We start from the raw sequence: 26,034 nt of genomic DNA on the forward strand, positions 1-26,034 counted from the left end.
GTTGCCCGAACACCGCCGCGTGAGCCCGCCCGGCATGATGGGTCCGTGACCGAATCGCAGGCCGGCAAGGGGTTGGTGCTCGTCGTCGAGGACGAGCGCCCGATCGCCGACCTCGTCCGGATGTACCTGTCCCGCGACGGCTTCGGCGTGCACGTGGAGCACGACGGCGCCGCCGGGCTGGCCGCCGCGCGCCGGCTGCGCCCTGTCGTCTGCGTGCTGGACATCGCGCTGCCGGGCATGGAGGGCACCGAGATCTGCCGCCGGCTGCGCGCCGACGGCGACTGGACCCCCGTCATCTTCCTCACCGCCCGTGACGACGAGATCGACCGCATCCTCGGCCTGGAGATGGGCGGCGACGACTACGTCACCAAGCCGTTCAGCCCGCGCGAGCTGGTCGCCCGGGTCAAGGGGCTGCTGCGCCGCGCGGCGGGCCCGCCGGACACCCCGGTACGCACCCTGGGCCCGGTGACCCTGGACCCGGCCCGCCGCCAGGTCACCGTCGACGGCAGCCGGCTGGCGCTGACCCCCACGGAGTTCGACCTGCTCGGGCACCTGCTGGGCCGCCCCGGCCGGGTGTTCACCCGCGAGGAGCTGCTGGCCAGCGTGTGGGGGTACGCCTCGCACGCGGGCACCCGCACGGTCGACGTGCACGTCGCGCAGGTCCGCGCGAAGCTCGGCGACGCCGCCCACCTGATCCGCACGGTCCGCGGCGTCGGCTACACCGCCGATGCGTGACTTCTTCCGGACCCTGGCGGGGCGGGTCGTCCTGGTCACCGCGGCCACGGCGGTCGTCGCGGTGATCGTCACGGCCATCGTGGCGGTGCCGATCGCGGTGCGCACCGCCAACAACGCGGCCCGGGTGGACCTCCAGGAGAAGAGTGCCGTCGCGGTCGAGTTGCTGCGCACCGAGCGCCCGGCGGCCCGGGAAAAGATCGTGAGCCAGCTGCGCGAGGACGGCGTCCGGGTGTACCTGATCCGCCGTGGCGTCGCGGACACGCCCGGGCTGCCTCCGGCGGTGGTCCAGCAGGTGGCGAACGGCTCGGAAGTGGACAAGACGGGCGTCGTCGGGGGCAGGGCCATGCTGATCGCGGGCCGCCCGTTGAAGGGCAACAACGCGGGCGTGGTGCTCACCCGCCCGGTCACCGGCACCGCCGCCCGGGTGCTGCGGGGAATCTGGCTGGCCCTGCTGGCCGGGCTGGCCTGCGGGGTGCTGGCCGGTGCGCTGCTGGCCCGGTTCATCGCGCGCCCGATCCGGCAGGCCGCGGCGGCCGCCGTCCAGCTGGCGGCGGGGGAGCGCACGGTGCGGCTGTCGGTGCGCCCGCCCGCCGAGGCGACCGAGCTGGCCGGTGCGTTCAACCAGCTCGCCGCAGCGCTGGAGACCAGCGAGGGCCGGGAACGCGACTTCCTGCTGTCGGTGTCGCACGAGCTGCGTACGCCGCTGGCCACGATCCGCGGCTACGCCGAGGCGCTGGCCGACGGGGTGGTCGGTGCCGACGGCGCGCCGAGGGCCGGTGCCACCATGCTGGCCGAGGCGGAACGGCTGGACCGGCTCATCGCCGACCTGCTCGTGCTGTCCCGGCTGGAGGCGGCCGACCTGCCGATCGACGTGGTCGAGGTGGACCTCGCGGAACTGGTGCGGGCGGCCGCCGACGCGTGGGCGCCGCGCTGCGTCCCGGACGGGCCGCGGCTGCTCGTCGAGGCGCCGGCCGAGCCGATCGTCGTACACACCGATCCCGGCCGGATCCGGCAGGTCCTGGACGGGCTCTGCGAGAACGCGCTGCGCATCGTCCCGCCGGGTGCGCCGCTGGTGCTGGCGGCCCGCGCCGCCGCCACCGGCGGGGTGGTCGAGGTCCGCGACGGCGGACCCGGCTTCACCGACGACGACCTCGCCGTGGCGTTCCAGCGGGGGGCGTTGCACCAGCGCTACCGGGGCATCCGCAAGGTCGGCAGCGGGCTCGGCCTGGCCCTGGCCGCGCGGCTGGTGGCCCGGCTCGGCGGCACCATCGAGGCCGGGCACGCCGCCGAGGGCGGCGCCCGGTTCACCGTCGAGCTTCCTTACCCGGCCCGAACACAAGGCTGACGAGTCCCGAGCACGGCGCGGGAAAGATCATCTCCATGACACGTACCCGGATCGCCCTGACCGTCACCACCCTCTCGCTGGCCGGCCTGTTCGGCCTCACCGCCTGCGGCGCCGGACCGGCCACCCCCGCCACGGCCGCCGCGGACGTCTCCGACGAGGCGACGGTGCTGGCCCAGGTCGGATTCGAGACCGGCCTGGAGGACGACTCGACGCCGTCGACCGCCGCCTCCACGGGCCCGAAGAAGCGCGGGCCGGGCCAGGGCACCGGCCGCCGCTTCCTGAAGAAGAACACCCTGCACGGCGAGGTGACCGTGCAGACAAAGAACGGCGTGAAGACCGTCATCGTGCAGCGCGGCACGGTCACCGCCGCCAGCGCGGACGGCGTGACAGTGAAGTCCACGGACGGCTTCGCGCAGACCTGGAGCTTCGCCGACAAGCTGAAGGTGGTGCAGGACCGCAAGCCCGCCGAGGCCTCCGCGATCAAGACCGGCGTGCAGGTCGGCGTCGCGGGCCTCAAGGACGGCGACACCGCCACGGCCCGGCTCATCGCGATCAAGTAGGCCACGGCCCGGCGCGCAGCGGCGCCGGGCCGAGTGACCCGGGCCCGCGTCCTCCCCGGCATGAGCGAGTGCACAGCGCGCGGTGAGGGCCGCGAGCGCTGCCACACGCCGCGCGGGCCCGGGTCACTGCAGGAAGGCCCCCAGCGGGGACAGCAGCAGGCGGCCCAGGCTGGCCGCGTTGTGGTCGAGCCGGTCGCGCTCGGCCGCCAGGGAAGGCAGATCGTGGCGTACGGCCCACAGCTTCTGCGCGTTGCGCCAGGCCACGTCGCGGGTGTACTCGATCAGCTCGCCCTGCCACCAGTCGTCGAGGTCACCGTTCATGGTGTCGATGAGCAGCTGCCAGCGCTCCAGGTAGCCCCGGCGCAGCGACGGGATGTTCTCCGCGAAGATCTCGTTGATCTGCAGGTAGTCGCGGTGCTGGTCGCTGTCGTCGATCGGGTCGCTGCCCAGGTGGTCGAACGTGGTGACCAGCGCGAACGGGAGGTCGAAGTTGATGTGCGCGTTGACCCCCGCGGCCGCCGACGGCAGCGGGCGGCAGTCCGGCCCGTCGACCCGGCGCAGCAGCACACCCCAGGCGCGGGGGCAGCACGTGCTGCCGTCGCCGAACTGGCGCAGCGCGTCGAAGTAGCGGGCCGCGAACTCCACGTCCAGCCGGGCCAGGAACGCGGGATCGGCGAACCGTCCGGCGTAGAGCCGTTCGAGCACGGACGTGGTGATCTTCAGGTACAGCCGGTTGAAGTCGGCGAGGGGGTTGCTGTCCAGCAGCGGCGGCACCCGTTCCAGGATGTCCTGCAGCTTGGTGAGGTGATCCACGACGGCGGGCACGTCGTCCGGATGGCCGCTCAGCAGCGCGGTCATGTCGTCGTGCACGGGTCCCCAGACCGACTCCGTCATCGGTTTCCTCCACGCGCGTGAGTCAGGTCCCGGGGCCCCCTAGCACCGCCCGGCGACCATGGAGACCATGTCACCGGGCGGTGCTCCCCCGTGCCCACAGCCTTCCAGCCGGGATACGTACGGGGATCCGTAGAACGACGTATTTGAAGTACGCAGGTCACAGGAAGGTCACGCCGCGCGCAGGAACACCCGGCTGGCCTGTACCCGCGTACGTACCTGCAGCTTGTCGAAGATGTGCCCCACATGGACGCCGACCGTCCGTTCGCTGATGAACAGCCGGACACCGATCTCCTTGTTGGTCAGGCCCTCGGCCACCGCCGCCAGCACCTCACGCTCGCGCTCGGTCAGCACACCCAGCTCGTCCGACGGCGCCGGACCCACCTCGACCGTCTCGTCGCTGGTCAGCGGCACCCGGGCGCGAACAGCGAGGGCGCTGATCTCGGCCGCGAACGGCCGCGCGCCCATCGCCTGCGCGGTCTCGAACGCCTGCCGCAACGCGGTCACCGCGACGGCCCGGCGGGACTTGCGGGCCAGCGCCGCCTCGGCCTGCCGCAGCCGTGCGTACGCGGCCGGGTAGGGCTGCTTGCGCCGGTCCCAGGTGGCGGCGGCGCGCGCCCACGGCTCCGGGTCCGGCCGGTCCTCCAGGCGGCTCAGTTCGGCCGCGCACAGCTCCACGTACCCGTCGATGACGGCCCGGACCGGGGCCGCGGCGTCGCCCGCGCCCTGACCCATCCGGTCCACGACGACCTTCAGCCGGCGCACCACGCCGGAGTCCACGGGGATGTCACCGGACGCGTGCGCCTCCGCCTCGGCCCGCAGACCGTGCCAGGCCAGTACGCCGAGCAGCACCAGGTCGTCCGAGCGGGTCTCGGTGAGCCCGCGCTGCACCGCGGCGCGCGCCTCCGCGTGCCGGCCCCGCCACATCGCCAGCCCGGCCCGCAACGTCAGCATCGGCAGCACGTGCCGGGCCCCGCCACCGGCCAGCATCGTGGCGATGGCGTCCAGGTCCCGGTCGGCGGCCTCCTCGTCGCCGAAGCCCACCCACAGCCGGCACCGGGCCAGCAGCAGCTCCACCGCGTCGGCGCCGGACGGGCGGTGCCGCATCGCGTCGGCCAGCACCCGGTCCGCCTCCGCCCACTGGCCCACCCGGAACAGCCCGTTCGCGGCGATCGCCAGCAGCCGCGTCTGGTACGTACGCCCCACCCCGAGCGCGGCCAGCTTCTCCGCACCCCGGCGGGCCACCAGCACACCCTCCTCCAGGTTGTTCAGCGGCCCGGTGAGCAGCTCGGCCAGGTGCAGGTACGCGACACCCATGTCGTCGGGGTGCCCGGAGCGTTCCGCGATCTCGACCGCGTGCCGGATCACCGCCAGTCCCGCGTCCGGGTCCTCCCGGAACGCCGAGCTGAAGCCGAGCGCCGCGCTGGCCCGGACCAGGTCGGCGGTGGCGCCGTCCAGCTCCGCCAGCTCCAGCGCCTCGCGGGCGCGGGCGTTGGCATCGGCGTACCGGCCCAGGTGCAGCAGGAGTTCGGCCAGGTGTGCGGCGGCGCTGGCCTTCTCCCGCGGGGTGCAGTCGGACAGCGCGAGGGCCTGCTCGTACTCGGTCTCGGCGGTGGCGGTGCGGCCCGCCGCCGCGAGGTACCGGGCCCGGCGCAGGTGCAGCGTGCAGGCGCCCGGCGCGTCCGCGCGGCCGGCCAGCTCCTCCAGCCGGGTCAGGGCCAGCGCGTGCTCCCCGCACTGATACGCCGACTCGGCCGCGTGGGACAGCAGCTCCGTCCGGCCGATCTCCGGGGTGCCCTCGCCGGCCAGCTCCAGCGCCACCGTCCAGTACCGGTGGGCCTCGGAGAAGCCGTACAGCCGCTCCGCGTCGCGGGCCGCCGCCACCACGGCCGGCAGCGCCCGCAGCGGCTCGCCCGCCTGCTGCCAGTGGTGCGCCAGCGCGGCGTGGTCGGCCGCGCCCGGGTCGGCTTCGAGGGCCTCGGCGTACCGGCGGTGCAGGGCGGCCCGCTCGGCCGGCAGCACCTCCTGCTCCAGCACCTCGGCGACCAGCCGGTGCCGCAGGCGGTACCCCTCGGCCTCGCCGAGCACGAACCGGTGCGCGACCGCGGCCCGGACCGCCTCCAGCAGCTCGTCGTCGCCCAGCTGGACCACGCGGGCCAGCACCGGATGCTCCACCGGCTCCACCCCGGCGGCGATCGCGTGCACCACGGCGTGCGCGTGCTTGGGCAGCTCGTCCACCCGGGCCAGGAAGATCTCCCGCAGCGTGTCGGACAGCTCGGCCCGGCCGTCGCGCAGGTCCCGCGCCAGCTCCTCGGCCACGAACGGGTTACCGCCGCTGCGCTTGAAGACCCGCTCGGCGTCCTCCGCCGCCACCTGCTCACCCGCGATGGCCCGGACCAGTTCCCGGGTGCCGTCGTGATCGAGCGGGGCCAGGTCGAGCACCCGTACCGAACGCAGGCGCCGCAGCTCCGCGAGCACCCGGCGCAGCGGGTGCGCGCCCTGCAGCGACTCGGCCCGCACCGCGGCCAGCACGGACAGGTTCACCTCGCCCAGCCCGGCCAGCAGGTAGAGCAGCAGCTGCCGGGTGCTGCGGTCGGCCCACTGCAGGTCGTCCAGGACGAGCAGCAGCGGCCGGTCGCCCGCGACCGCGCGCAGCCGCTGCGACACCCACTCCAGCAGGGCGCCGGCGTCGTCCGGCGGCCCGCCGGTCGGCGCCTCCGGCGCCGAGCCGCAGCGGCGCAGGGCCTGCAGCACGGGGTGCAGCGGGGAGGCGTCACCGATGTCGAGGCAGGTCCCGGAGAGTACGGCGGCACCCGCCGCACGCATCGCGTCGGCGGTCTCCTGCAGCAGCCGGCTCTTGCCGACGCCGCTCTCACCGGTCACGAAGACCGCGGCCGTGCCGGCCGGGCCGACGTCCGAAAGATCGGAACGCAACTCAGCCAGTGTGGCCGCGCGCCCGACAAGTGGCGCCTCGTCCCCCTCGCTGGCCATGCCCGGCAGCCTAAACCGAAAGGGGGTAGCACGTTCTCGTCGGTTCGGACTGTTCTGCGTCACAAAACTGACCGTCGATGGCTGTGTCAGAGATACGTCGTTCTGCGGATCCCTGCGAAACGCCCGGCTGGCAGCGTGAGGACACCAACACGACCGAGGGGAAACGAGGTGGCCATGAGCGTCGTGACGATCCCAGCCCGCTGCCGTCGGCAGCACGTCACGGTCATGTTCATCGACATCGTCGGCTACACCTCCCTGGTGGAGGAACTCGACTGCGCAGAGGTACGGGCGCTGCAAATGGACTACTTCGCCCAGGTTTCGACCGTGGTGCGCCAGTTCGGCGGCGTGGTGGAGAAGTTCGTGGGCGACGCGGTGCTGGCGGTCTTCGGCGTCGACGGCGATCCCACGGCCGCCGCGAACGACGCGGTGCGTGCCGGGCTGGCCGTCCAGAAGGCGCTGCGGGGGCGCCTGCTGGGCGGGCGGTTCACCGTACGGACCCGCGTCGGCGTCGCCACCGGCGAGGTGATCGTGGATCTCGACGCGGCCCGCGATGGCGGGCAGGGCATGGTCAGCGGCCGGGTGGTCGTCACCGCGTCGCGCCTGCAGACCTACGCCCCGTACGACACCGTCGTGGTGTGCGCGCAGACGCGGCGAGTCACCGACACGCTGATCGCCTACCAGGAACTGCCCCCCATGGCGATCGCCGGACGGCCGTACCCGGTCGAGCTGTGGCGGGCCCTGAGCCCCGCCGCACGGCCCGCGGAATGCGCCCTGGCCGCCGCCTGAGGGGTGTCATCGCTCACGCCCTGACGGCGTTTGTCCGTCTTGTGCCCGGGCGCGACCCGGCGGGCTCCGCTCATCTCCGCAATCTCGTCGGAGGTGACCGGTAGGCTCGCCGGGTCGATCGCCACCTCGCTCGGGAGTACCACCTCGTGACTGCGCAACCGGAGACCTTGTACGGGGCCGACGACCTCACGCACCTTGAGGGCCTCGACGCGGTGCGCAAGCGCCCGGGCATGTACATCGGCTCGACCGACAGCCGGGGCATCAACCACCTCGCCAACGAGATCATCGACAACGCCACCGACGAGGGCGTCGCCGGCCACGCCACCACGGTCGAGGTCACCCTGCACGCCGACGGCTCGGTGCAGGTCGACGACGACGGCCGCGGCATCCCCACCGACGTCAACGCCAAGTCCGGCCTCACCGGCGTCGAGCTCGTGCTCACCCGCCTGCACGCCGGCGGCAAGTTCGGCGGCTCGGGCTACAAGACCTCCGGCGGCCTGCACGGCGTCGGCGCGTCCGCGGTCAACGCGCTCTCCCTGCGGCTCGACGTCACGGTCAAGCGCGGCGGCAAGGTCCACGAGATGTCCTTCCACCGTGGCGTGCCGGGCGTCTTCGACGGCCCCGGCCCGGACGCGAAGTTCCACCGCGAGTCGGGGCTGCGCATGGTGCGCAAGATGAAGCGCGGCGAGGCCGGCGGCACGTCCGTGCGCTACTGGTACGACCCCCGCTACTTCGAGGGCGCCGCCCGCCTCGACGTGGAGTCCGTGCGGGCCAAGCTGCGCAACACCGCGTTCCTCGTCCCCGGCGTCACCTACTCCCTGCGCGACGAGACCCGCCCCGAGCCCACCAACGAGACGTTCCACTACCCGAACGGGCTCACCGACATGGTGGAGTTCCTCGCCCCGCCGGGTGACAAGCCGGTCTCCGGCATCCTGCTGGTCGCCGGCGAGGGGACGTACAAGGAGAACGCCGCCGACGCCAACGGCGTGATGCAGTCCAACGTGGAGCGGCGCGCCGAGGTCGAGATCGCCTTCCGCTGGGGCACGGGCTACGACCGGACGGTCGAGTGCTTCACCAACACGATCCGCAACATGCACGGCGGCACCCACCGCAAGGGCTTCGAACGGGCCCTGGTCCGGGCGCTCACCGAGGCGATCCGCAACGCCCGCGGGCTGCTCAAGCCCAAGGAGGACCCGCCCGTCCTGGACGACCTGCTGGAGGGCATGACCGCGGTCATCCACGTGCGCATCCCGGAGCCGCAGTTCACCTCCCAGACCAAGGACGAGCTGTCCACGGCGGGGATCACGCGGGTGCTGCAGGGTCTGGTCGAGGCGCACATCAAGGAGTGGCTGGACGGGCGGCGCACCAAGGCCGAGGCCCGTACGGTGCTGCAGAAGATCGTCGACGCGGCCCGGGTGCGGCTGACCCAGAAGCAGCAGAAGGACGCGGCGCGGCGCAAGACCGCCCTCGAGGGCGCTTCGATGCCTCCGAAATTGGTCGACTGCCGGTCTACCGGAATCGCCCGAAGTGAGGTATACATCGTCGAAGGGGACTCCGCGTTAGGAACCGCGCGTATGGCGCGTTCCAGTGAATATCAGGCATTACTGCCCATCCGCGGCAAGATCCTCAACGTCCAGAAGGCCAGCCTGCAGCAGGTGCTCGACAACGCCGAATGCTCGGCGATCGTGCAGGTGCTCGGCGCGGGGTCCGGGCGTACGTTCGACCTGTCGGCCATGCGCTACGGCCGCGTCATGATCATGGCGGACGCCGATGTGGACGGCTCGCACATCCGGACGCTGCTGATCACGCTGTTCGCCCGGTACATGCGCCCGGTGATCGAGGCGGGCCGGCTGTACGCGGCCATGCCTCCGCTGCACAAGATCGTCACCAAGGGCCGCAACTCCGAGACGCTCTACACCTACACCCAGCAGGAGATGGAATCGACCGTCGCCGGGCTGGAGAAACGCGGGCGGCAGGTGCAGAAGCCGGTGCCCCGGTTCAAGGGCCTCGGTGAGATGAACGCCGACGAACTGTGGGACACCACGATGAACCCCGCGACGCGGGCGGTCCGGCGGATCACGCTGGACGACGCCGAGCGGGCCGAGGAGACCCTCGAACTGCTCATGGGCGAGCGCGTCGAACCGCGCCGGAACTGGCTGATCGAGTCGTCCGGCCGGATCGACGAGGAGACCATCGACGCCTGAGCGGCGTACCGGAAGGAGACGGCAGTACATGGCACGCCGCAAGGCCGAGCAGTCGCGCGTGGACCCGTCCGCGTTCGACCAGGCGGGCGCCCGCGTCATCGACAATCCGCTGACCACCGAGGTCGAGGACTCCTATCTGGAGTACGCGTACTCGGTGATCCACTCGCGGGCGCTGCCCGACGCGCGCGACGGCCTCAAGCCGGTGCACCGCCGCATCCTCTACTCGATGTACGACCAGGGCCACCGCCCCGATCGGCCGTACGTGAAGTCGGCGCGGATCACCGGCGACGTGATGGGCCGCTTCCACCCGCACGGCAACCTGGCGATCTACGACGCCCTGGTCCGGCTGGCGCAGGACTTCTCGCTCAACAACCCGCTGATCGACGGGCACGGCAACTTCGGTTCGCCCGACGACGGCCCGGCCGCCGAGCGGTACACCGAGTCGCGGCTGTCGCCCGAGGCGATGCTGCTGGTCGGTGAGCTGGGCGAGGGCACCGTCGACTTCAAGGCGAACTACGACGGCTCCGAGCAGGAGCCGAAGGTGTTGCCCGCCGCCTTCCCGAACCTACTGGTCAACGGCACCTCGGGCATCGCGGTCGGGATGGCGACCAACATGATCCCGCACAACCTCGGCGAGGTGGTGGCTGCCGCCCGGTATCTGATCACCGACCCGGATGCCGACCTGGACACGCTGATGCGGATCGTGCCCGGTCCCGACCTGCCCACGGGCGGGCAGCTGCTGGGGCTGGACGAGGTGCGCCGCGCGTACGAGACGGGGCGTGGCGTGGTGCGGATGCGGGCGCGGGCGCAGACCGGGCCGCTGGAGGGCGGCCGGGGGCGCCAGGCGATCACGGTCACCGAGCTGCCGTACGGCATCGGCGGCGAGAAGATCATCGAGGCGATCACCGACGAGGTGAAGGGCAAGCTGATCGTCTCGGGCCCGCGCAAGGGCCAGCGGCAGGCGCCCCGGTTGCAGGGCATCGCGGACGTCAAGGACCTCACCGACCGGGAGCACGGCACCCGGCTGGTCATCGAGTGCAAGGTCGGGGTCAACCCGCAGGCGCTGCTGGCCGACCTGTACCGGCTGACCCCGCTGGAGAGCTCGTTCGGCATCAACAATCTGGTGCTGGTCGACGGGCAGCCGCGCACGCTGGGCCTCAAGGAACTGCTCGAGGTGTTCCTGGCGCACCGCTACGAGGTGGTGACCCGGCGCACGACGCACCGGCGTACCAAGCGGCAGGACCGGCTGCACCTGGTGGACGGCCTGCTCATCGCGCTGATCGACATCGACCGGGTGGTGGCCCTGATTCGGGGCAGCGACGACGCGGCGGCGGCCAAGGCGGGGCTGATCAGCGAGTTCGGGCTCAGCGACATCCAGGCGACGTACATCCTGGACACTCCGTTGCGCCGGCTCACCCGCTTCGACCGGATCGAGCTGGAGACCGAGCAGGAGCGGCTGCGTACGGAGATCGCCGAGCTGTCGCGCATCCTGGACGACGACGCCGTGCTGCGGCAGGTGGTCTCGGACGAGCTGGCCGCCGTGGCGAGCGAGTACGCGCAGGCGCGCCGCACCACGCTGATCGGCGGGGACCTCAAGGAGGTGCTGGCGGCGTCCGTGCCGGCCGGGCCGCTGGAGGTCGCCGACGATCCGTGCCAGGTGATCCTGTCCGCCACCGGGCTGATCGCCCGTACCGCGGCGGAGAGCGAGGAGTCGGTGGAGGCGCGCCGCCGCAGCGGCCGGGTCAAGCACGACGCGGTCCGTTCCGTGGTGCACTCCACCGCTCGCGGCCGGGTGCTGCTGGTGACGAGCCGGGGCCGGGCCTTCAAGACCGACGTGCTGCCGCTGCCGGTGCTGCCGGAGCAGTCCGGGACGGTGTCGCTGCGCGGCGGCATGTCCGCCTCGGAGCTGGTGCCGCTGGAGCCGGGGGAGCGGGTGGTCGGGCTGGCGCCGCTGGGCGCGGAGGGCTCGCCGGGCATCGCCCTGGGCACCAAGCACGGGGTGGTGAAGGTGTGCGCGCCGGAGTGGCCGGTGCGGTCGGACGAGTTCGAGGTGATCACGCTCAAGGAGGGCGACGAGGTGCTCAACGCCACGTGGCTCACCGACGGCGGCGAGGCGCTGGTGTTCGTCACGTCGGACGCGGCGCTGCTGCGGTTCGGGGCGAAACTGGTGCGCCCGCAGGGCCTCAAGGGCGGTGGCATGGCCGGGGTGAACCTGGCCGCGGGCGCCGAGGTGATCGCGTTCCATGCGCTGCACACCGACGATCCGGAGCACGGTGAGCCGATGGTGGTGACCTCGACGGGGCATCAGGTCAAGGTGACGCCGTTCGCGCAGTACCCGGCGAAGGGCCGGGCGACCGGCGGCGTGCGGGTGCAGCGGTTCCTGAAGGGGGAGTCGCGGCTGGCGGTGGCCTGGGTGGGGCCGCGGCCGGTGGGTTCCTCCGCCACGGGCGACCCGGTGGAGCTGCCGGAGCCGGACAACCGCCGCGACGGTTCCGGTGAGGCGGTCATGATGGGCCCGCAGATCGTCGGGCACCTGATCGAACGGGACTGACCGGAAAGCAGCGCGCCGCGGCGGCCGAAGCCACCGCGGCGCGTTTGCTATCTCATTCGTACGTGTACCACTTGGTGTGGTCGAGCATGTCCGCCGGGGTGACGTTCCCCCACGGCTCCATCGTGCCGTTGAGGGCGACGACGTTGGTGGTGGCCTGGGTGGGCAGGTAGCTCGACGACGGGTGGGCCTTCTGCCAGTCGGCCCACAGCTTGTCGATGTGGCAGTGGTGCAGCCAGAAGACCGGGTCGTTGGGCGAGGTGCCGGAGGTCATGTCGCCGCCGACCCAGACGTGCACGCGGTTGTGCAGGTTCGGCCCGCGCCAGCCCTCGATCAGGTTGCGGAACCCGCTGCTGGACGTGCTGTTCCACGGCGAGACGTCGTACGTGTTCTGGCCCAGCACGGAGCGCACGTCGCTGGCGCTCGGCAGCGGCTGCTGGCTGGCGCCGAGCTCGCGGCGCAGGAACTTGCGGCTGTCGCCGCTCACGCTGATGGTCCACTTGCCGCCACTGAACGCGAACGGTCCGTCGGTGACCTGGTTGTCGGAGGAGCGCCCGTCGCCGCCGAGGAAGTCCTTGGTGAACGGCGTCTTGCTGGCGTCGCGGTCGGTCCAGTCCCAGTAGGGCAGGTTCACCCTGGGGTCGATGGCCTGCAGGGCCCGCTCGAAGTCGAGCAGGAACTGGCGGTGCCACGGCAGGAACGACGGGGAGCGGTGTCCGGTCCGCTTGCCGTTGTCGGTGTCGCCGAGGATGAACTTGTTGTGCGTGCGGACGAACTCGTCATAGCGGCCGCGCTTCTTGAGTTCGAGCACGGCGTTGACGAAGTAGCCCTTCTCATCGGTGGTGAGCTTGGCCTGGTTCTTGCGTACGCCCATGGTGGTGGGTCGGCCTTTCGATATGGGTGGTCGGCGGCGATCAGCTGTGGTGAACGTGGACGGGGACGAGCGTGGCGCCGTCGAGCTCGTCGACCGCTGCCCGGGCGACCTCGCGCAGCGAGCGGAAGGTCTGGTAGTGGTTCACGACGCTGGTGTACGTGCCGTCCCCGTTGACCATGACGTGCAGCGGGACGCCGTCGATGAGCAGATCGGGCGTGGCCGGAGCGGCCGGTGCGGCGGCCAGGCTGCGGGCGGCACGCGGGGCCGCGGCGGCGACCGTCGTGCCCTCGATGCGACGGCCCTTGTAGACCTCGGCGAAGCGTTCGCCGGCGGGCGCGTTGGCCTCGGGGTCCCGCGCGGGTGCGGCCTGCGAGCCGCCCTCGGTGAGGACCTGGACGGCCAGGGCGCCGGTGCCGACCGCCACCGTGCCGGCGGTCGCGAGCTTGAGCAGCTCACGACGGTTGATCGTGGTCACGTGTCTTCCCCCAAAAGATGACGGTTGTCGAAGATCTTCGGAAGAAGTGCGAGACAGGCATCGAATCATCAGCTATTTCGATGATCTTCCGTCGAATCTTCGGCAGAGCAAGCGGCTTGGAAGCTAGCAACGGCGATCTTGGATGAGCAAACCAGCCCCTCGGCGGTGCCGTCGGGCGGCGTGTGCGGCAGGTTGCCTGCCGAGTCACGCATCGGCGCGCTGCGGCGCTGGTGCGCCGGTCGCGGTGGTAATCCCAACGACATATAGCAATGCGCTGATGTGACGGACCGTGGTTGTTTCGACTGGGACCTAAGCGGCTGGTGAGCAAGCTCTCACGCCCCGCGTCCGATGTCACCCGCCGACGCCGGTCTCATCACCCGACCCGGAGCGCGATCGGCCCCGCCGGGAGGGCTGACCGTCTCTCCAGGTGAGAATGCAGCGATCACCCCTAAGCGGACCCCGGGCCCCGGGCGATAGCTCCAATGACAGGAGCTTTCTTCCACGGGGGTCGACGATGAGCACACTTGCCAGATGGGTCGCGGACCGGTCGGTGCGGACCAAACTCGCCGCGCTGGTCGCCGTCGGCCTCGTCGCGCTGGTCGGTGTCGCCCTCGCGGGCCTGACCTCCCTGGAGAAGGCGGGCGACAAGGCACGGGAGCTGAACCGGGTGGCCCGGCTGTCCCGGGTGTCACTGGAATCCGACATGGCCCACGACGCCGTCCGCGGCGACGTCCAGCGGGCGCTGCTGAGCACCGGCGGCGACGAGGCCGACGAGATCCGCGCCGACCTGCAGGAGCACTCGGCGATCCTGCGCGACGGCGTACGCAGCTTCACCGCGGCCGACATGTTCCCCGAGATCCGGACCGCCGCCGCCAAGGTCGTGCCCGAGGTCGACACCTACCTCGACCTGGCCCGCAAGACCGTCGAGGTGGCGCTCACCGACCATGCCAAGCCGGACACGCTGGCGGCGTTCCAGGACGCGTTCTCGGCGATCGAGCAGGATCTGCCCGCCGTGTCCGACGGCCTGCAGGCGCGTTCGTCCGCTGCCTCCACGGCCGTCGGCGCGCAGCGTCACACGGCGATCTGGATGCTGGGCACGGTCACCGTCGTGGGGGTGGCCCTGCTGGCGCTGATCGGTGTGCTGGTGGCCCGGAGCATCCTGGGTCCCCTCGGCGCGGTCAGCCGGGTGCTGCGCGCCATGGCCGACGGCGACCTGACCCGCGAGACCGACGTGTCCTCCCGCGACGAGCTCGGCCGCATGGCCGGCATGCTGAACACCGCGATCGGCAGTGTCCGGGAGACCGTGCGCGCGCTGGCCGGCTCGGCCGACACCGTCGCCTCCTCGGCCACCACCATGTCCACGGTCGCCTCGCGCATCGCCACCTCGGTCGACGAGGTGCACGGCCAGGCGACCGTCGTCTCCGGCTCGGCCTCCCAGGTCTCCGACAGCGTCAGCCAGGTCGCCACCGGCACCGACGAGATGGGCTCGTCCATCGGCGAGATCGCCCAGAACACCAGCGAGGCCGCGCGGGTGGCCGCCGACGCCGTGACCAGCGCCCAGTCGACCGGGCAGATCATGTCCCGGCTCGGCGAGTCGTCCGCCGAGATCGGCAACGTGGTCAAGGTGATCACCTCGATCGCCGAGCAGACCAACCTGCTGGCGCTCAACGCCACCATCGAGGCGGCCCGGGCCGGCGAGGCCGGCAAGGGATTCGCCGTGGTGGCCGGAGAGGTCAAGGACCTGGCCCAGGACACCTCCCGGGCGACAGAGGACATCGTGCAGCGGGTCGAGGCGATCCAGGCCGACGCGGCGTCGGCGGTCGAGGCCATCGACTCGATCACCGACGTCATCGCGCGGGTCAACGAGTTCCAGTCGATGATCGCGGCCGCCGTCGAGCAGCAGCGCGCGACCGCCGCCGAGATCAGCCGCAGCGTGGCCCAGGCGGCCGGTGCCAGCGGCGAGATCGCCGGCAACATCGCCGGGGTCGCCGACGTCACCACGACCACCAGCCGCGACGCCGCCGAGTCGCAGCAGACCGCCCGGGAACTCGCCCAGATGGCCGACGAACTGCGCGGCCTGGTCGCCCGGTTCCGCTACTGAGTGAGTAGCCGACCGGTGCGGCGCCGACCAGCGTCCTGGCGTGATCGTGGAAACTGAGTGCCCGGCCTGCGGCACGGCGCTGACGTCGCTGCCCGAGGCGGAGCCCTGGTGCGGATCCTGCGAGTGGAACCTCGATCTGTTCCTGCCCGACCCGAGCCAGGGCCGGATGGGGCGGCGGATCGGCCGCGCGCAGCACCGTGCCGGATTCCGTTCGGACCTGCTGCTGGCGCTGTCCACCGCTGATACTCCCGTCACCCGTGGCCCGCACCGCGCGCTCCTGGCGGTCTCGGCTCTGCTGATGGCGGTGGTCGTCGCCGCGTTCGTGACCGGCGCCTGGCTCATCGCGGTGCACGACTCGTTCCTGCTCGTCCTGCTCGGCCTGGTAGTGCTCGGCGTGGGCGCGGCGTTCCGGCCACGGTTCGGCCGGTTGAAACCGCTGCTCGAGCACGGCTACCGGATCGAGCCGGGCGATGCGCCGGCGGTCCACGGGCTGATCGACCGCGTCGCCGCGAGCCTGGACGTGCCCGCGCCCGACGTGGTGATCCTCGACTCCGCTTTCAGCGCCGGGGTGGCCACGGTCGGGCTGCGCCGCAGGCGGGTACTGGTGCTCGGCGTTCCCCTGCTGCTGGCGCTGCGGCCGCAGCAGGTCGTGGCGCTGATCGGACACGAACTCGGCCACCTGAAGTACGACGACAACCGGCGGGCGCTGCTCACCCAGCCGGCCCGCACCACGTTCGGCAGGCTGTCGAACATGGTCAGACCACACCCCCGGCTGCTGGAGAACGGCACCCTCACGCCGCCGATCCGGCTGCTCATCCACCTCGTCGGCGGCACGGTCTCCTGGCTGTTGTGGGGCGTACACGTCGGCTTGAACACGCTGGCGAAGGGTGACGACCGGCGGGTCGAGCTGCGGGCCGACGCGATGTCGGCGCGGGCGGCCGGCACCACCGCGGCACTGGAGACGCTCGACGTGCTGGCCATGCTGCCGTCAGTAACCCACTACGTGACGAACTCCCATGTGCCCGAGGGGGAGGCGGCCACGAAATGGCGTGGGTTCCTGCGCGTGGTGCAGGACCGCGAGGCGGAGACCGCCTCGGCCTGGCGGCAGCTCTCCATCCGTACGAGGGTGTCGCTGTTCGCCTCGCATCCCGCACCCGGCCGGCGGCACCAGTGGCTGAGCGGGCAACCGGTGCAGGAGGCGACCGTCGTGCCCAACGAGGCGGAGTCCGCGCGTATCGAACAGGAGATCGCCCCGTACGCCGAGGCGATGCACCGCACGATGCTCGACGCCGCGCCCTGGCGGCACTAGGACCGGACGGCCTGCAACGTGTACGTGTGCGGCAGGCGCTCGGGTGAGTCGGTGAGCTGCCACTCGCCCGCGTCGTCGCGGCGCATCCGCCCCGGCAGCGCCTCCCACGGCACGCTGCGATGCTCCACCAGCCCGGTCACGGTCAGCCCCGCCGCCAGCACCGCGGTCACGATCTCCCCGAGGCCGTGGTTCCACTCGTGCGTCACTGTGTGGGTGAACTCGACGTCGGTGTCGACGTACGTGCCGGGTTCGTCGTAGACCTGCGGCCGCTCCGTCTCGAAGTACGGCTCCGACAGCACGAGCAGGTCGTCGTCGCGCTCGTAGTCCAGCGCCCACAGCACCGGATGTCCCTCCCGCAGGAACAGCCGCCCGCCGGGGCGCAGCAGCGCCGCCACGGTCTGCGCCCAGCGGTGCACGTCCGGCAGCCAGCACAGCGCCCCGATGCCGGTGTACACGAGGTCGAAGCCGTGGCGGCCGAGCACGTCGGGGGCGGCGTACACGTCCGACTCGACGAACTCCACCGGTGGGCCCGCGCGTTCGGCGAGGCGGCGCGCCCGCGCCAGGGACCGGGAGGAGAAGTCCAGCCCGGTCATGGTGGCGCCGAGCCGGGCCAGCGACAGCGTGTCCGTGCCGATGTGGCACTGCAGGTGCACCCCGCGCAGCCCGGCGATGTCGCCGAGCAGCGGCAGATCGAAGCGGACGACCCTGCTCAGATGGCCGGGATCCGCCTCGAACGCGGCCAGACCGTAGTCCGCCGAGGCGGCGTGCGCGTCTGCCCGCTCGTCCCAGTTGGCCCGGTTCACGTCGCGGTAGTCGGTCATGAGCCTTGACCGTACTGCAGGTCAGGGGTACTCGCGGACATCCCGGTGGGCGCTACCGTGGGGTGTCGGAAACGTGAATGCGGGGGTGGTGCGCAGGTGGAGACCAGGCGTACGACGGTGCGGGATGTGCGCCGGGCCAACCGGGCCAGTCTGCTCACGGACCTGTTCCACGGCGGCCGGCAGAGCCGCCAGCAGCTCGGCGACACCACCGCACTGAGCCAGGCCAGCGTCAGCAACCTGATCGGCGAGATGATCGAGGAGGGCCTGGTCGAGGAGGCGGGCCTGGTCGGCTCCGACGGCGGGCGCCCGCGCGCCCTGCTGCGGGTGGCCCCCGGTTTCGGGTACGTGGTGGGCGCCGACGTCGGCGACACCCGGGTGCTGGTGGAGCTGTACGACCTGGCGATGTCCCGCCTCGGCGTGGCGTCGTACGAACTCGGCGAGCGCGGTCGCGACCCGCAGCTCGTGGTCGCCAAACTGGTCGAGGGCCTGGACGCGGTGGTCGAGCAGGCCGGTATCGCCCCCGACGAGGTGCTCGGTTACGGCGTCGGCGTCGCCGGCGTGGTCGACTCCAGCGGCGAGGCGATGGTGTACGCCCAGACCACCGGCTGGGACGGGGTGCCGCTGGGCGCGATGCTGCGCGCCGCCACCGACGTCCCCGTGTTCGTGGAGAACGGCGCCAAGACCGTCGGGCAGGCCGAGATGTGGTTCGGCGCCGGCCGGGGCGCCCGGCACGCCGTCATCGTCCTGGTGGGCACCGGGGTGGGCGCGGCGGTCGTGATGGACGGCCGCAACTACCGAGGCGCGCACAGCAGCGCGGGGGAGTGGGGACACACCACGCTGGTGTACGACGGCGAGCGCTGCCGGTGCGGGGCGCGCGGCTGCCTGGAGGCGTACATCGGGGCGGACCGGGTGATCCGTCGTCTCGCGGAGGCGACCGGCGAGCCCGCCGACCCGATGCTGCTGACCCGGCTGCTGGCCGGTGACCACCCGTTGCCGCCGCCGGTGGCGCAGGTCGTCGCGGAGACGGTCGGCTACCTGGGCGCGGGGATCGCGGGACTGGTCAACCTGTTCAACCCGGAGCGCATCGTGCTGGGCGGCCGGACCGGCTTGGCATTGGGAGAGCGTTTCCTGTCGGACATCCGGGCGGCGGCGGCACGAAACGCCCTGCGTCAGCCGTACTCGAAGACCCGGATCGAGGTCTGTCAGCTCGGCCCGGACGCGGTCGCGATGGGTGCGGCCACCCTGCCGGTCGCCCGCCTGCTGGCCGACGGTGGCCTGCCCGCCGCGGCCGGGGCGGGCGCGTCGCGGGCGGCCCCCCGCCGCCCGGTCGGCCGCACCCGCACCTGACCACGGCGCGGCGCCGCCGCCCGGCCGGGACCGGGCGGCGGCACCGGGAACTCAGACCCGGGCCCTGCGGGTGGCCAGCACCGCTGCCAGGCCGGCGGCCACGATCGGAAACGTGACCCACGTCAGCTCCCAGAGCGGTAGCGGACCGGGATCGAAGCCGTACACCACCCGGGGTGCGGTCACGATGAAGACGAACAGGCCCAGGTGGTGCAGCCCGTAGGCGAGCGTGACCCGTTCATCCACGATGGACCACGCGACGGCGACGGCCGGCGCCGCGAGGAACAGGACCGTGGCGAGCGGGAACGTCACGGCGCTGCCGGCCAGGGTCCAGTAGGCGAGGTATCCCGGTACCTGCGGCAGCAGGACCAGGGGCAGCAGCACCGCCAGCAGCGTCGGCCGGGCGGGGACGGGCCCGCGCCGCGCCAGCGCGATGAGGAACGCGACGGCGGGCAGGAGATAGACGGCGAAGCGCCAGTTCCGCCCGGCGCCGATGACCTCCGCGTCCAGGCCGGCCGCGAGCGCCGTCGCGAGCGCCGCCAGCAGGAACCGCCCCCGCCAGGCCAGCACCGCCGCCGTGACCAGCAGCGCCACCATCGCGGCGGCCAGTGGCCGGCCGCTGACGGTCGAGTCGAACGCGTCGCGACCCAGATAGGGCACGCAGCCGAGCAGCAGGGTCAGCGCCGCCGCCCGCAGCGCGATCTGCCACGACCCCCACGTCGTGCGGCGGCCGACCGCCCTGGCACGGATCCGCAGGGCCCCGACGGCGAGTGCCCACTGCTCGCGCAGGGCGGGGCGGCTGCGCCCGGGCTCGGCCGCCGACAACAGGACGTCGAGCATCTCGGCGCCGCGGGCCCGCCGGTACTCGGCGGGATAGAGGCGCAGCAGGCGCCCGTACGACCGTTCCAGGCTCGTCATGCCGTGCCTCCCGCCGGACGCAGCCGGGTACGGGCGACCGCGCGGTCGGTCACCACGCGGGCGGCGTGACTGAGCGCCTCGGCCTCCTCCCGCAGTGCCGTCCGGCCGTCCGGGGTCAGCGCGTAGTACCGCCGCGCGCGCCCGTTGACGGTCTCCTCGCGGACGACCTCGATGAGGCCCTCCCCGGTCAGGCGGTCGAGGGCGGCGTACAGCGTGCCGGTGGCCAGCCGGACCCGGTTCTGCGACAGGGTGGCCGCTTGCGTGAGGATCGCGTAGCCGTGCAGGGCCTCGTCCTGCAGTGATGCCAGGATGAAGTAGCTCGGTTCGCGCATGCGCGTCGTCATGGCCGTCACTGTATGACGATCAACTACATATGTAAATACGCTGCATATACAAACGACCGTGGTGTTCCACCGGAGTGGAACACCACGGGTCGTGCCGATCAGGGCTGGCGCAGGCGCGTGATCGCGTCCCGGTACCACAGGGCGCTCTGCTTGGGGGTGCGCTTCTGGGTCTCGTAGTCGACGTGGACGATGCCGAAGCGCTGCGCGTACCCGTACGCCCACTCGAAGTTGTCCATCAGCGACCAGGCGAAGTAGCCGCGCACGTCCGCGCCCTGCGTCCGGGCGTGCGCCACCGCCGCGATGTGCTCGGCCAGGTACGCGGTACGCCCGTCGTCGCGCACGAACCCGTCCGCGTCCGCCTCGTCGTGGAACGCCGCCCCGTTCTCGGTGACGACCATCGCCAGGCCGGGGTAGTCCTCGTGCAACCGGACCAGGAGCTGGGTGAAGCGCTCCGGCGTGATCGGCCAGTCCATCCCGGTGCGCGACCCGTCCGGCAGCACGGGCCGCACGATCGGCGACCCGTCGGCGTCGCGGGTGTTGCCGTGCTCGTCCGTGCCGCTGAAGTCCTGCCCGAAGTAGAAGTTCACCCCGAGCACCTCGAACGGCGTCGAGATGATCTCCAAGTCACCGTCCCGGACCGGCAGCGTGATGCCGTTCTCCGCCAGGTCGGCCACGATGTCGGCGGGGTACTCGCCCCTGCGCAGGGGGTCCATGTAGAGCCGCGTGCCCATCCCGTCGGCGCGGCGGGCCGCGTCCCGGTCGGCGGGGCTGTCCGTGGCGGCGTCGGCCGTACCCATGTTGAGGGTGATGCCCAGCGTCAGCGGGCGCGTCGCGGCCGCGCGCATCCGCTGGGTCGCGAGGCCGTGGCCGAGCAGCAGGTGATGGGTCGCGGCCATGGCGGCGGCGGGCTCGCGCCGACCGGGCGCGTGCTCCCCTGTGTGGTAGCCGAGCCAGGCCGAGCACCACGGCTCGTTGAGCGTGGTGAACGTGTCGACCCGGTCGCTGAGCCGGTCGAACACCAGCATCGCGTAGTCGGCGAAGCGGTACGCGGTGTCCCGCACCGGCCAGCCGCCCGCGTCCTCCAGCTCCTGCGGCAGGTCCCAGTGGTACAGCGTGACCCACGGGTCGATGCCGGCCGCCAGCAGCTCGTCGACGAGGCGGTCGTAGAAAGCGAGCCCGGCCGCGTTGACCGGGCCCCGGCCGTGCGGCTGGACCCGGGGCCAGGCCACCGAGAACCGGTACGTGTCGACGCCGAGGCTCTTGATCAGCGCCACGTCCTCGGGCATCCGGTGGTAGTGGTCGCAAGCGACGTCGCCGTGGTCGCCGCCGGTCACCGCGCCGGGTACGCGGCAGAAGGTGTCCCAGATGGACGGCAGGCGGCCGTCCTCGTCGACGGCGCCCTCGATCTGGTACGACGAGGTGGCCACGCCCCACTTGAACGACGGGGGAAACGTCGTGTCGGTGGGCAGCAGCAGGCTGGGGGCGGGGGTGGTGGCGGTGGGGTTCATGCTTCTCCTGAGCGTGTGGGTGGCCGGCGGTGAGCGGTGCTGGCCGGTTCGGCGATGGACCGACGGACCGCACCGGTGCGCCGGTGCGGTTCCCTCGGGCGTTGTCAGCCGACGGGGTGCAGCCAGCACGCCACCGAGCGGGACGCGCCGTCCGGGGTGTCCGGGCGGCCCAGGACCGGGATCTGCGCGGCGCACGGGTCGAACGCCTTCGGACAGCGCGGGTGGAACGAGCAGCCGCTCGGCATGCCCTTGAGATCCGGCGGTGAGCCGGGGATGCCGGACAGTTCCCGGCGGGGACCGCGCAACGCAGGGAACGAGCTGAGCAGCCCGGCGCTGTAGGGGTGCAGGGAATCGCGGTACAGGGCGGAGGCGGGTGCCTCCTCCACGATCCGGCCGCCGTACATGATGGCGATCCGGTTGGAGAACTCCACCAGCAGCGACAGGTCGTGGGTGATGAAGATGACAGAGAAGCCGAGCCGCTCGCGCAGCTCGATGATCTGACCCAGGATCTGGCGCTGCATCACCACGTCCAGCGCGGTGGTGGGCTCGTCCATGATGACGACCTGCGGCTGCAGGATCAGCGCCATGCCGATCATCACGCGTTGCCGCATGCCGCCGGAGAGCTGGTGCGGGTAGGCGTCCATCCGGTCCGGCGAGATGCCGACCAGCTTGAGCATCTCGCGGCCGCGGGCGGCCCGGCTGTGCGCGCTCATCCCCGGCTCGTGCGCGCGCAGCACGTCGTCCATCTGGGTGGAGATCTTGTGTACGGGGTTCAGCGAGTTCATCGCGCCCTGGAACACGATCGCGGTCTCTGCCCACCGGAACGCCCGCAGCTCGGAGTCCGACAGTCGCAGCACGTCGTAGGGCTCGCCGTTCTCGGGGTGGTAGAACACCTGGCCGCCGCTGATCACGCCCGGCGGCGGCAGCAGCCGGGTGACGCCGTACGCGAGGGTGGACTTGCCGCTGCCGCTCTCCCCGGCCAGGCCGAGCACCTCGCCGCGGTGCAGGGTGAGGCTGACGTCGCGGACGGCCTGCACCGCCGCGTCGCCCAGACCGTAGTCCACATTGAGATTGCGGATCTCCAGAACCGGCTCGCTCATCGCGCAGCCTCCTTTCGCTGCGCGGGAACCCGGGCCGTCGTGCTTCCCAGCACCGGCGTGAAACCGACCCGCATCCGTACGGTGTGCCCCGAGGCCGTCTTCACCTTGGTCTTGCCCGCGCTGCGCAGCCGGGGGCTGACGAACTCGTCGATCCCGAAGTTGATCAGCGACAGCGCGGTGCCGAGGAACGCGATGGCCAGACCGGCGGGCACGAACCACCACCAGGCGCCCTGCGCGAGGGCTTGCTGGCTCTGCGCCCAGAACAGGATTTCGCCCCAGTTCCAGTTGGAGATGCTGCCGACGCCGATGAACGCCAGCGTGATCTCCGAGGTGACCGCGAAGATGACGGTACCGACGAAGCCGGAGGCGATGATCGCGGTGAGGTTCGGCAGGATCTCGAACAGGATGATCCGCCAGGTCTTCTCACCGGTGGCCCGGGCCGCCTCGACGTAGTCCCGGCGGCGCAGCGACAGCGTCTGTGCCCGCAGCACCCGCGCACCCCACGCCCACGACGTGAAGCCGATGACCAGCGCCACGATCGTCGAGCCGGCGTTGTTGAGGGTGGACGCCACGATGATGATCAGCGGCAGCGCCGGGATCACCAGGAACACGTTGGACAGCGCCGACAGGGTCTCGTCCCAGGCGCCACCCAGGTACCCGGCGGTGACGCCGACGATCACGGACAGGATCGTCGCGACGACCCCGGCGGTCAGCCCGACCACCATGACGCCGCGCGTGCCGACCAGGATCTGGCTGAACACGTCCTGGCCCAGGTGGGTGGTGCCGAACCAGTGCTCCGCCGACGGCGGCTGCACGATGGCGTTGCTGCGCGCGTCCGGATTGTACGGCGCGACCCACGGCCCGATGATCGCGAACAGGACGTAGATCCCGAGCACGATCAGCCCGGTCATGGCCTTGGCGTTGGACACGAAGCGGAACCGCTGCCGCTTCGCCTTGGTCGGTGTCGGCTCGGCGGGCTGGGTCACCACGCCCTGGCCGGGGATCTCCTGCTCGATGCTGGAGGCGGGGAGCGTCATGGTCAGCCCTCCTTACGGGTACGCGGGTCGAGCATCAGGTACGCGACGTCGGCCAGCAGGTTCGCCAGCAGCACCGAGATCGTGATGACCAGGAAGATGCCCTGCATGAGCGGGTAGTCCTTGGCGCCGACCGCCCGGAACAGCAGGAAGCCGAGGCCGGGATAGGAGAAGACGATCTCCACGAGCAGGGTGCCGCCGACGATGAAACCGAGCGCGAGCGCGAAGCCCGACACGTTGGGCAGCAACGCGTTGCGCGCCGCGTAGCTCAGCGCGACCCGCCGTTCCTTGAGGCCCTTGGCGTGCGACACCGTGATGTAGTCCTCGGCGGAGACGGTCACCATCATGTTGCGCATGCTCAGGATCCAGCCGCTGACCGAGGAGATGAGGATGGTCAGTGCGGGCAGCAGGCTGTGCCGGATCGCGCTCGGGATGAAGTACTGGTCCCAGGCGGGCACCAGGCCCGGATCGTAGCCACCGGAGGCCGGGAAGAAGCTGTCCGGCCCGGCCAGCAGGTAGATGGCCAGCAGACCCAGCCAGAAGTACGGGATGGAGGAGAGGAACGTCGTCGCAGGCAGCAGGCCGTCCACCCAGGAACCGCGCCGCCACCCCGCCACCACGCCGAGCCCGGTGCCGAGGAAGAAGCTGACGATGGTGGTGATGCCGACCAGGGCGACCGTCCAGGGCAGCGCCTGCGCGATCACCTCGGAGACCGGTGAGGGGAAGGCACTGAACGACAGCCCCAGATCGCCGCGGAACAGCTGCCGCCAGTAGTCGACGTACTGGCTCCAGAGGCTGGCGTTCTTGTCGATGCCGAACAGCACGTACAGCGACGCGATCGCGTCGGAGCTCATCTCGCCCTGGAAGCGGGCCATCAGCGACTTGACCGGGTCGCCGGGGATCATCCGGGGGATGAAGAAGTTGATGGTGATCGCGGCCCACGCGGTGAACGCGTAGAACGCGATGCGCTGCAGCAGGTATTTCACGACAGCTCCTCCCGGCCGTTGCTGCCCAGAGCTGTGGTGCCCAGAGCCGTGGTTCCCGGCGCTGTGGTGGCGAGGCTCGCCTGGTCGTACAGCCAGCAGGCGGCCCAGTGGCCGGGGCGGTCACCGATCGGCAGCGGCACCGGCATCTCGGTCGAGCAGCGCGGCATGGCGTGCGGGCAGCGGGGGTGGAAGCGGCAGCCCGAGGGCGGACGGATCAGGCTGGGCGGCTCACCGTTGCCCCGGTCCTCGGCGTCGGCGTCGGCCAGCCCCGTCAGCCGGTCCGGGTCGGGCGCCGAGTCGATCAGCAGTCTGGTGTACGGGTGTGCGGGCGACTGGGTGACGGTCTCGCTGTCGCCGCCCTCCACCATCCGGCCCGCGTACATGACCATGGTCTCGTCGGCGAAGTAGCGGGCCGAGGCGATGTCGTGGGTGATGTACAGGATCGCCAGGTTGAGCCGTTCCTTGAGGTCGCGCAGCAGGTTCAGCACGCCGAGCCGGATCGACACGTCCAGCATGGACACCGGCTCGTCGGCCAGCAGGGCCTCCGGGTTCGCGCCCAGCGCCCGGGCGATCGCGACCCGCTGGCGCTGCCCCCCGGACAGCTCGTGCGGGAACTTGTCCAGGTAGCGCTCCGGCGGGGTCAGCGACACCCGGTTCAGCAGCCCGGCCAGCGCCTCCTCCAGCTCCTGCGGGGTACGCCCCGCGTTGCCGTGGATGCGCAGCGCCCTGGTCAGGTGGTACCGGATCGTGTGCACCGGGTTCAGCGACGCGAACGGGTCCTGGAAGATCATCTGGACGCGGCGGGCGTACTGGCGGAAACGCCGGCCGCCCTTGACCGTGGTGACCTCGCCGTGCAGCTTGATGTCGCCGCCGGTGCGCGGGTAGAGCTGGGCCAGCAGGCGCGCCACCGTGGACTTGCCCGAGCCGGACTCGCCGACCAGGGCGGTGACCCGGCCCCGCCGCAGAGTCAGGTGTACGTCGTCGACGGCGTGCACCGCGTCGCGCTTTCTGCTGAAGAGAGTGCGCAATGGCGGGCGGACCGGGAAGTGCTTGGTCAGGCCGACGGCCTCCAGCACCACCTCGCCGGCCGGGGCCTGCGCGTCGTGGCTCAACGTCATACCGGGAGTTCCTGTCTTGTTCTGTCGCGGATCCCGCCTCCC

The 26,034-nt window shown here is 71.9% G+C and carries 21 protein-coding genes; 9 read left to right on the forward strand and 12 right to left on the reverse strand.

Annotated elements, in window-relative coordinates; translation table 11 throughout:
- Nucleotides 1-45 precede the first annotated feature (45 nt).
- From ACMCNN_RS09105 to ACMCNN_RS09115, 3 genes are read left to right on the forward strand one after another with little or no spacing between them, the layout of a single operon-like run.
- The gene (locus ACMCNN_RS09105; protein ID WP_412745742.1) at nucleotides 46-735 is read left to right on the forward strand and encodes a response regulator transcription factor; all 690 of its coding nucleotides are present in this window, start codon (nucleotides 46-48) and stop codon (nucleotides 733-735) included.
- Nucleotides 728-2,080: an ATP-binding protein gene (locus ACMCNN_RS09110; protein WP_412745743.1), complete on the forward strand. Its 1,353-nt coding sequence runs from the start codon at nucleotides 728-730 to the stop codon at nucleotides 2,078-2,080. Before ACMCNN_RS09105 ends, ACMCNN_RS09110 begins: the two co-directional genes overlap by 8 nt.
- 35 nt (nucleotides 2,081-2,115) lie before the next feature.
- On the forward strand, nucleotides 2,116-2,640 hold the full coding sequence (locus ACMCNN_RS09115) for a hypothetical protein (protein WP_412745744.1): 525 nt from the start codon (nucleotides 2,116-2,118) through the stop codon (nucleotides 2,638-2,640).
- 123 nt (nucleotides 2,641-2,763) lie between these two features.
- Here the strand turns inward: ACMCNN_RS09115 and ACMCNN_RS09120 are convergent, their stop codons facing one another.
- Nucleotides 2,764-3,534 carry a DUF5995 family protein gene (locus ACMCNN_RS09120; protein ID WP_412745745.1) on the reverse strand — a complete coding sequence of 257 codons (771 nt, stop codon included), beginning with the start codon at nucleotides 3,532-3,534 and terminating at the stop codon, nucleotides 2,764-2,766.
- 168 nt (nucleotides 3,535-3,702) lie between these two features.
- Nucleotides 3,703-6,522 (reverse strand): ATP-binding protein, encoded by a 2,820-nt coding sequence (locus ACMCNN_RS09125; protein ID WP_412745746.1) that lies wholly within the window; start codon nucleotides 6,520-6,522, stop codon nucleotides 3,703-3,705.
- 174 nt (nucleotides 6,523-6,696) lie between these two features.
- Between ACMCNN_RS09125 and ACMCNN_RS09130 the strand changes: the two genes are divergently transcribed.
- The 3 genes from ACMCNN_RS09130 to ACMCNN_RS09140 all read left to right on the forward strand — a co-directional run bounded on the left by ACMCNN_RS09130 (nucleotide 6,697) and on the right by ACMCNN_RS09140 (nucleotide 12,063).
- Nucleotides 6,697-7,308 carry an adenylate/guanylate cyclase domain-containing protein gene (locus tag ACMCNN_RS09130; protein ID WP_412745747.1) on the forward strand — a complete coding sequence of 204 codons (612 nt, stop codon included), beginning with the start codon at nucleotides 6,697-6,699 and terminating at the stop codon, nucleotides 7,306-7,308.
- Between the two features lie 146 nt (nucleotides 7,309-7,454).
- Nucleotides 7,455-9,512, forward strand: a complete 2,058-nt coding sequence (locus ACMCNN_RS09135) for a DNA gyrase/topoisomerase IV subunit B (protein ID WP_412745748.1) — start codon at nucleotides 7,455-7,457, stop codon at nucleotides 9,510-9,512.
- Nucleotides 9,513-9,540: 28 nt separating this feature from the next.
- The gene (locus ACMCNN_RS09140) at nucleotides 9,541-12,063 is read left to right on the forward strand and encodes a DNA topoisomerase (ATP-hydrolyzing) subunit A (RefSeq protein ID WP_412745749.1); all 2,523 of its coding nucleotides are present in this window, start codon (nucleotides 9,541-9,543) and stop codon (nucleotides 12,061-12,063) included.
- 52 nt (nucleotides 12,064-12,115) lie between these two features.
- Here the strand turns inward: ACMCNN_RS09140 and melC2 are convergent, their stop codons facing one another.
- Together melC2 and ACMCNN_RS09150 are read right to left on the reverse strand one after the other, a co-directional pair.
- The gene (gene melC2, locus ACMCNN_RS09145) at nucleotides 12,116-12,934 is read right to left on the reverse strand and encodes a tyrosinase MelC2 (RefSeq protein WP_412745750.1); all 819 of its coding nucleotides are present in this window, start codon (nucleotides 12,932-12,934) and stop codon (nucleotides 12,116-12,118) included.
- Nucleotides 12,935-12,974: 40 nt separating this feature from the next.
- Nucleotides 12,975-13,409 (reverse strand): tyrosinase family oxidase copper chaperone, encoded by a 435-nt coding sequence (locus ACMCNN_RS09150; RefSeq protein ID WP_412745751.1) that lies wholly within the window; start codon nucleotides 13,407-13,409, stop codon nucleotides 12,975-12,977.
- A gap of 514 nt (nucleotides 13,410-13,923) precedes the next feature.
- Here ACMCNN_RS09150 and ACMCNN_RS09155 point away from each other — a divergent pair.
- Together ACMCNN_RS09155 and ACMCNN_RS09160 are read left to right on the forward strand one after the other, a co-directional pair.
- Nucleotides 13,924-15,510, forward strand: a complete 1,587-nt coding sequence (locus tag ACMCNN_RS09155; protein ID WP_412745752.1) for a methyl-accepting chemotaxis protein — start codon at nucleotides 13,924-13,926, stop codon at nucleotides 15,508-15,510.
- A gap of 40 nt (nucleotides 15,511-15,550) precedes the next feature.
- Nucleotides 15,551-16,819, forward strand: a complete 1,269-nt coding sequence (locus tag ACMCNN_RS09160; protein ID WP_412745753.1) for a M48 family metalloprotease — start codon at nucleotides 15,551-15,553, stop codon at nucleotides 16,817-16,819.
- Here the strand turns inward: ACMCNN_RS09160 and ACMCNN_RS09165 are convergent.
- The gene (locus ACMCNN_RS09165; protein WP_412745754.1) at nucleotides 16,816-17,640 is read right to left on the reverse strand and encodes a class I SAM-dependent methyltransferase; all 825 of its coding nucleotides are present in this window, start codon (nucleotides 17,638-17,640) and stop codon (nucleotides 16,816-16,818) included. The two genes, ACMCNN_RS09160 and ACMCNN_RS09165, sit on opposite strands and share 4 nt — an antisense overlap.
- A 96-nt stretch (nucleotides 17,641-17,736) precedes the next feature.
- On the opposite strand from ACMCNN_RS09165, the gene ACMCNN_RS09170 reads away from it, so the two are divergent.
- Nucleotides 17,737-18,987 carry an ROK family transcriptional regulator gene (locus ACMCNN_RS09170; RefSeq protein WP_412745755.1) on the forward strand — a complete coding sequence of 417 codons (1,251 nt, stop codon included), beginning with the start codon at nucleotides 17,737-17,739 and terminating at the stop codon, nucleotides 18,985-18,987.
- 51 nt (nucleotides 18,988-19,038) lie between these two features.
- Here the strand turns inward: ACMCNN_RS09170 and ACMCNN_RS09175 are convergent, their stop codons facing one another.
- The 7 genes from ACMCNN_RS09175 to ACMCNN_RS09205 form a co-directional block, all read right to left on the reverse strand.
- On the reverse strand, nucleotides 19,039-19,902 hold the full coding sequence (locus ACMCNN_RS09175) for a hypothetical protein (protein WP_412745756.1): 864 nt from the start codon (nucleotides 19,900-19,902) through the stop codon (nucleotides 19,039-19,041).
- On the reverse strand, nucleotides 19,899-20,246 hold the full coding sequence (locus tag ACMCNN_RS09180; protein ID WP_412745757.1) for a PadR family transcriptional regulator: 348 nt from the start codon (nucleotides 20,244-20,246) through the stop codon (nucleotides 19,899-19,901). The genes ACMCNN_RS09175 and ACMCNN_RS09180 overlap by 4 nt, the downstream gene beginning before the upstream one ends.
- Before the next feature lie 98 nt (nucleotides 20,247-20,344).
- Nucleotides 20,345-21,754 (reverse strand): GH1 family beta-glucosidase, encoded by a 1,410-nt coding sequence (locus ACMCNN_RS09185; RefSeq protein WP_412745758.1) that lies wholly within the window; start codon nucleotides 21,752-21,754, stop codon nucleotides 20,345-20,347.
- Nucleotides 21,755-21,858: 104 nt separating this feature from the next.
- The gene (locus ACMCNN_RS09190) at nucleotides 21,859-22,854 is read right to left on the reverse strand and encodes an ABC transporter ATP-binding protein (RefSeq protein ID WP_412745759.1); all 996 of its coding nucleotides are present in this window, start codon (nucleotides 22,852-22,854) and stop codon (nucleotides 21,859-21,861) included.
- Nucleotides 22,851-23,891 (reverse strand): ABC transporter permease, encoded by a 1,041-nt coding sequence (locus tag ACMCNN_RS09195; protein ID WP_412745760.1) that lies wholly within the window; start codon nucleotides 23,889-23,891, stop codon nucleotides 22,851-22,853. Before ACMCNN_RS09195 ends, ACMCNN_RS09190 begins: the two co-directional genes overlap by 4 nt.
- A 2-nt stretch (nucleotides 23,892-23,893) precedes the next feature.
- Entirely contained in the window at nucleotides 23,894-24,874 is a 981-nt protein-coding gene (locus ACMCNN_RS09200; RefSeq protein ID WP_412745761.1) for an ABC transporter permease, read from the reverse strand.
- Nucleotides 24,871-25,992, reverse strand: a complete 1,122-nt coding sequence (locus ACMCNN_RS09205; protein WP_412745762.1) for an ABC transporter ATP-binding protein — start codon at nucleotides 25,990-25,992, stop codon at nucleotides 24,871-24,873. Before ACMCNN_RS09205 ends, ACMCNN_RS09200 begins: the two co-directional genes overlap by 4 nt.
- Nucleotides 25,993-26,034 lie beyond the last annotated feature (42 nt).

The organism is Krasilnikovia sp. MM14-A1004 (genome assembly GCF_047159485.1).
In the GTDB taxonomy this organism is placed as follows: Bacteria; Actinomycetota; Actinomycetes; order Mycobacteriales; family Micromonosporaceae; genus Actinoplanes.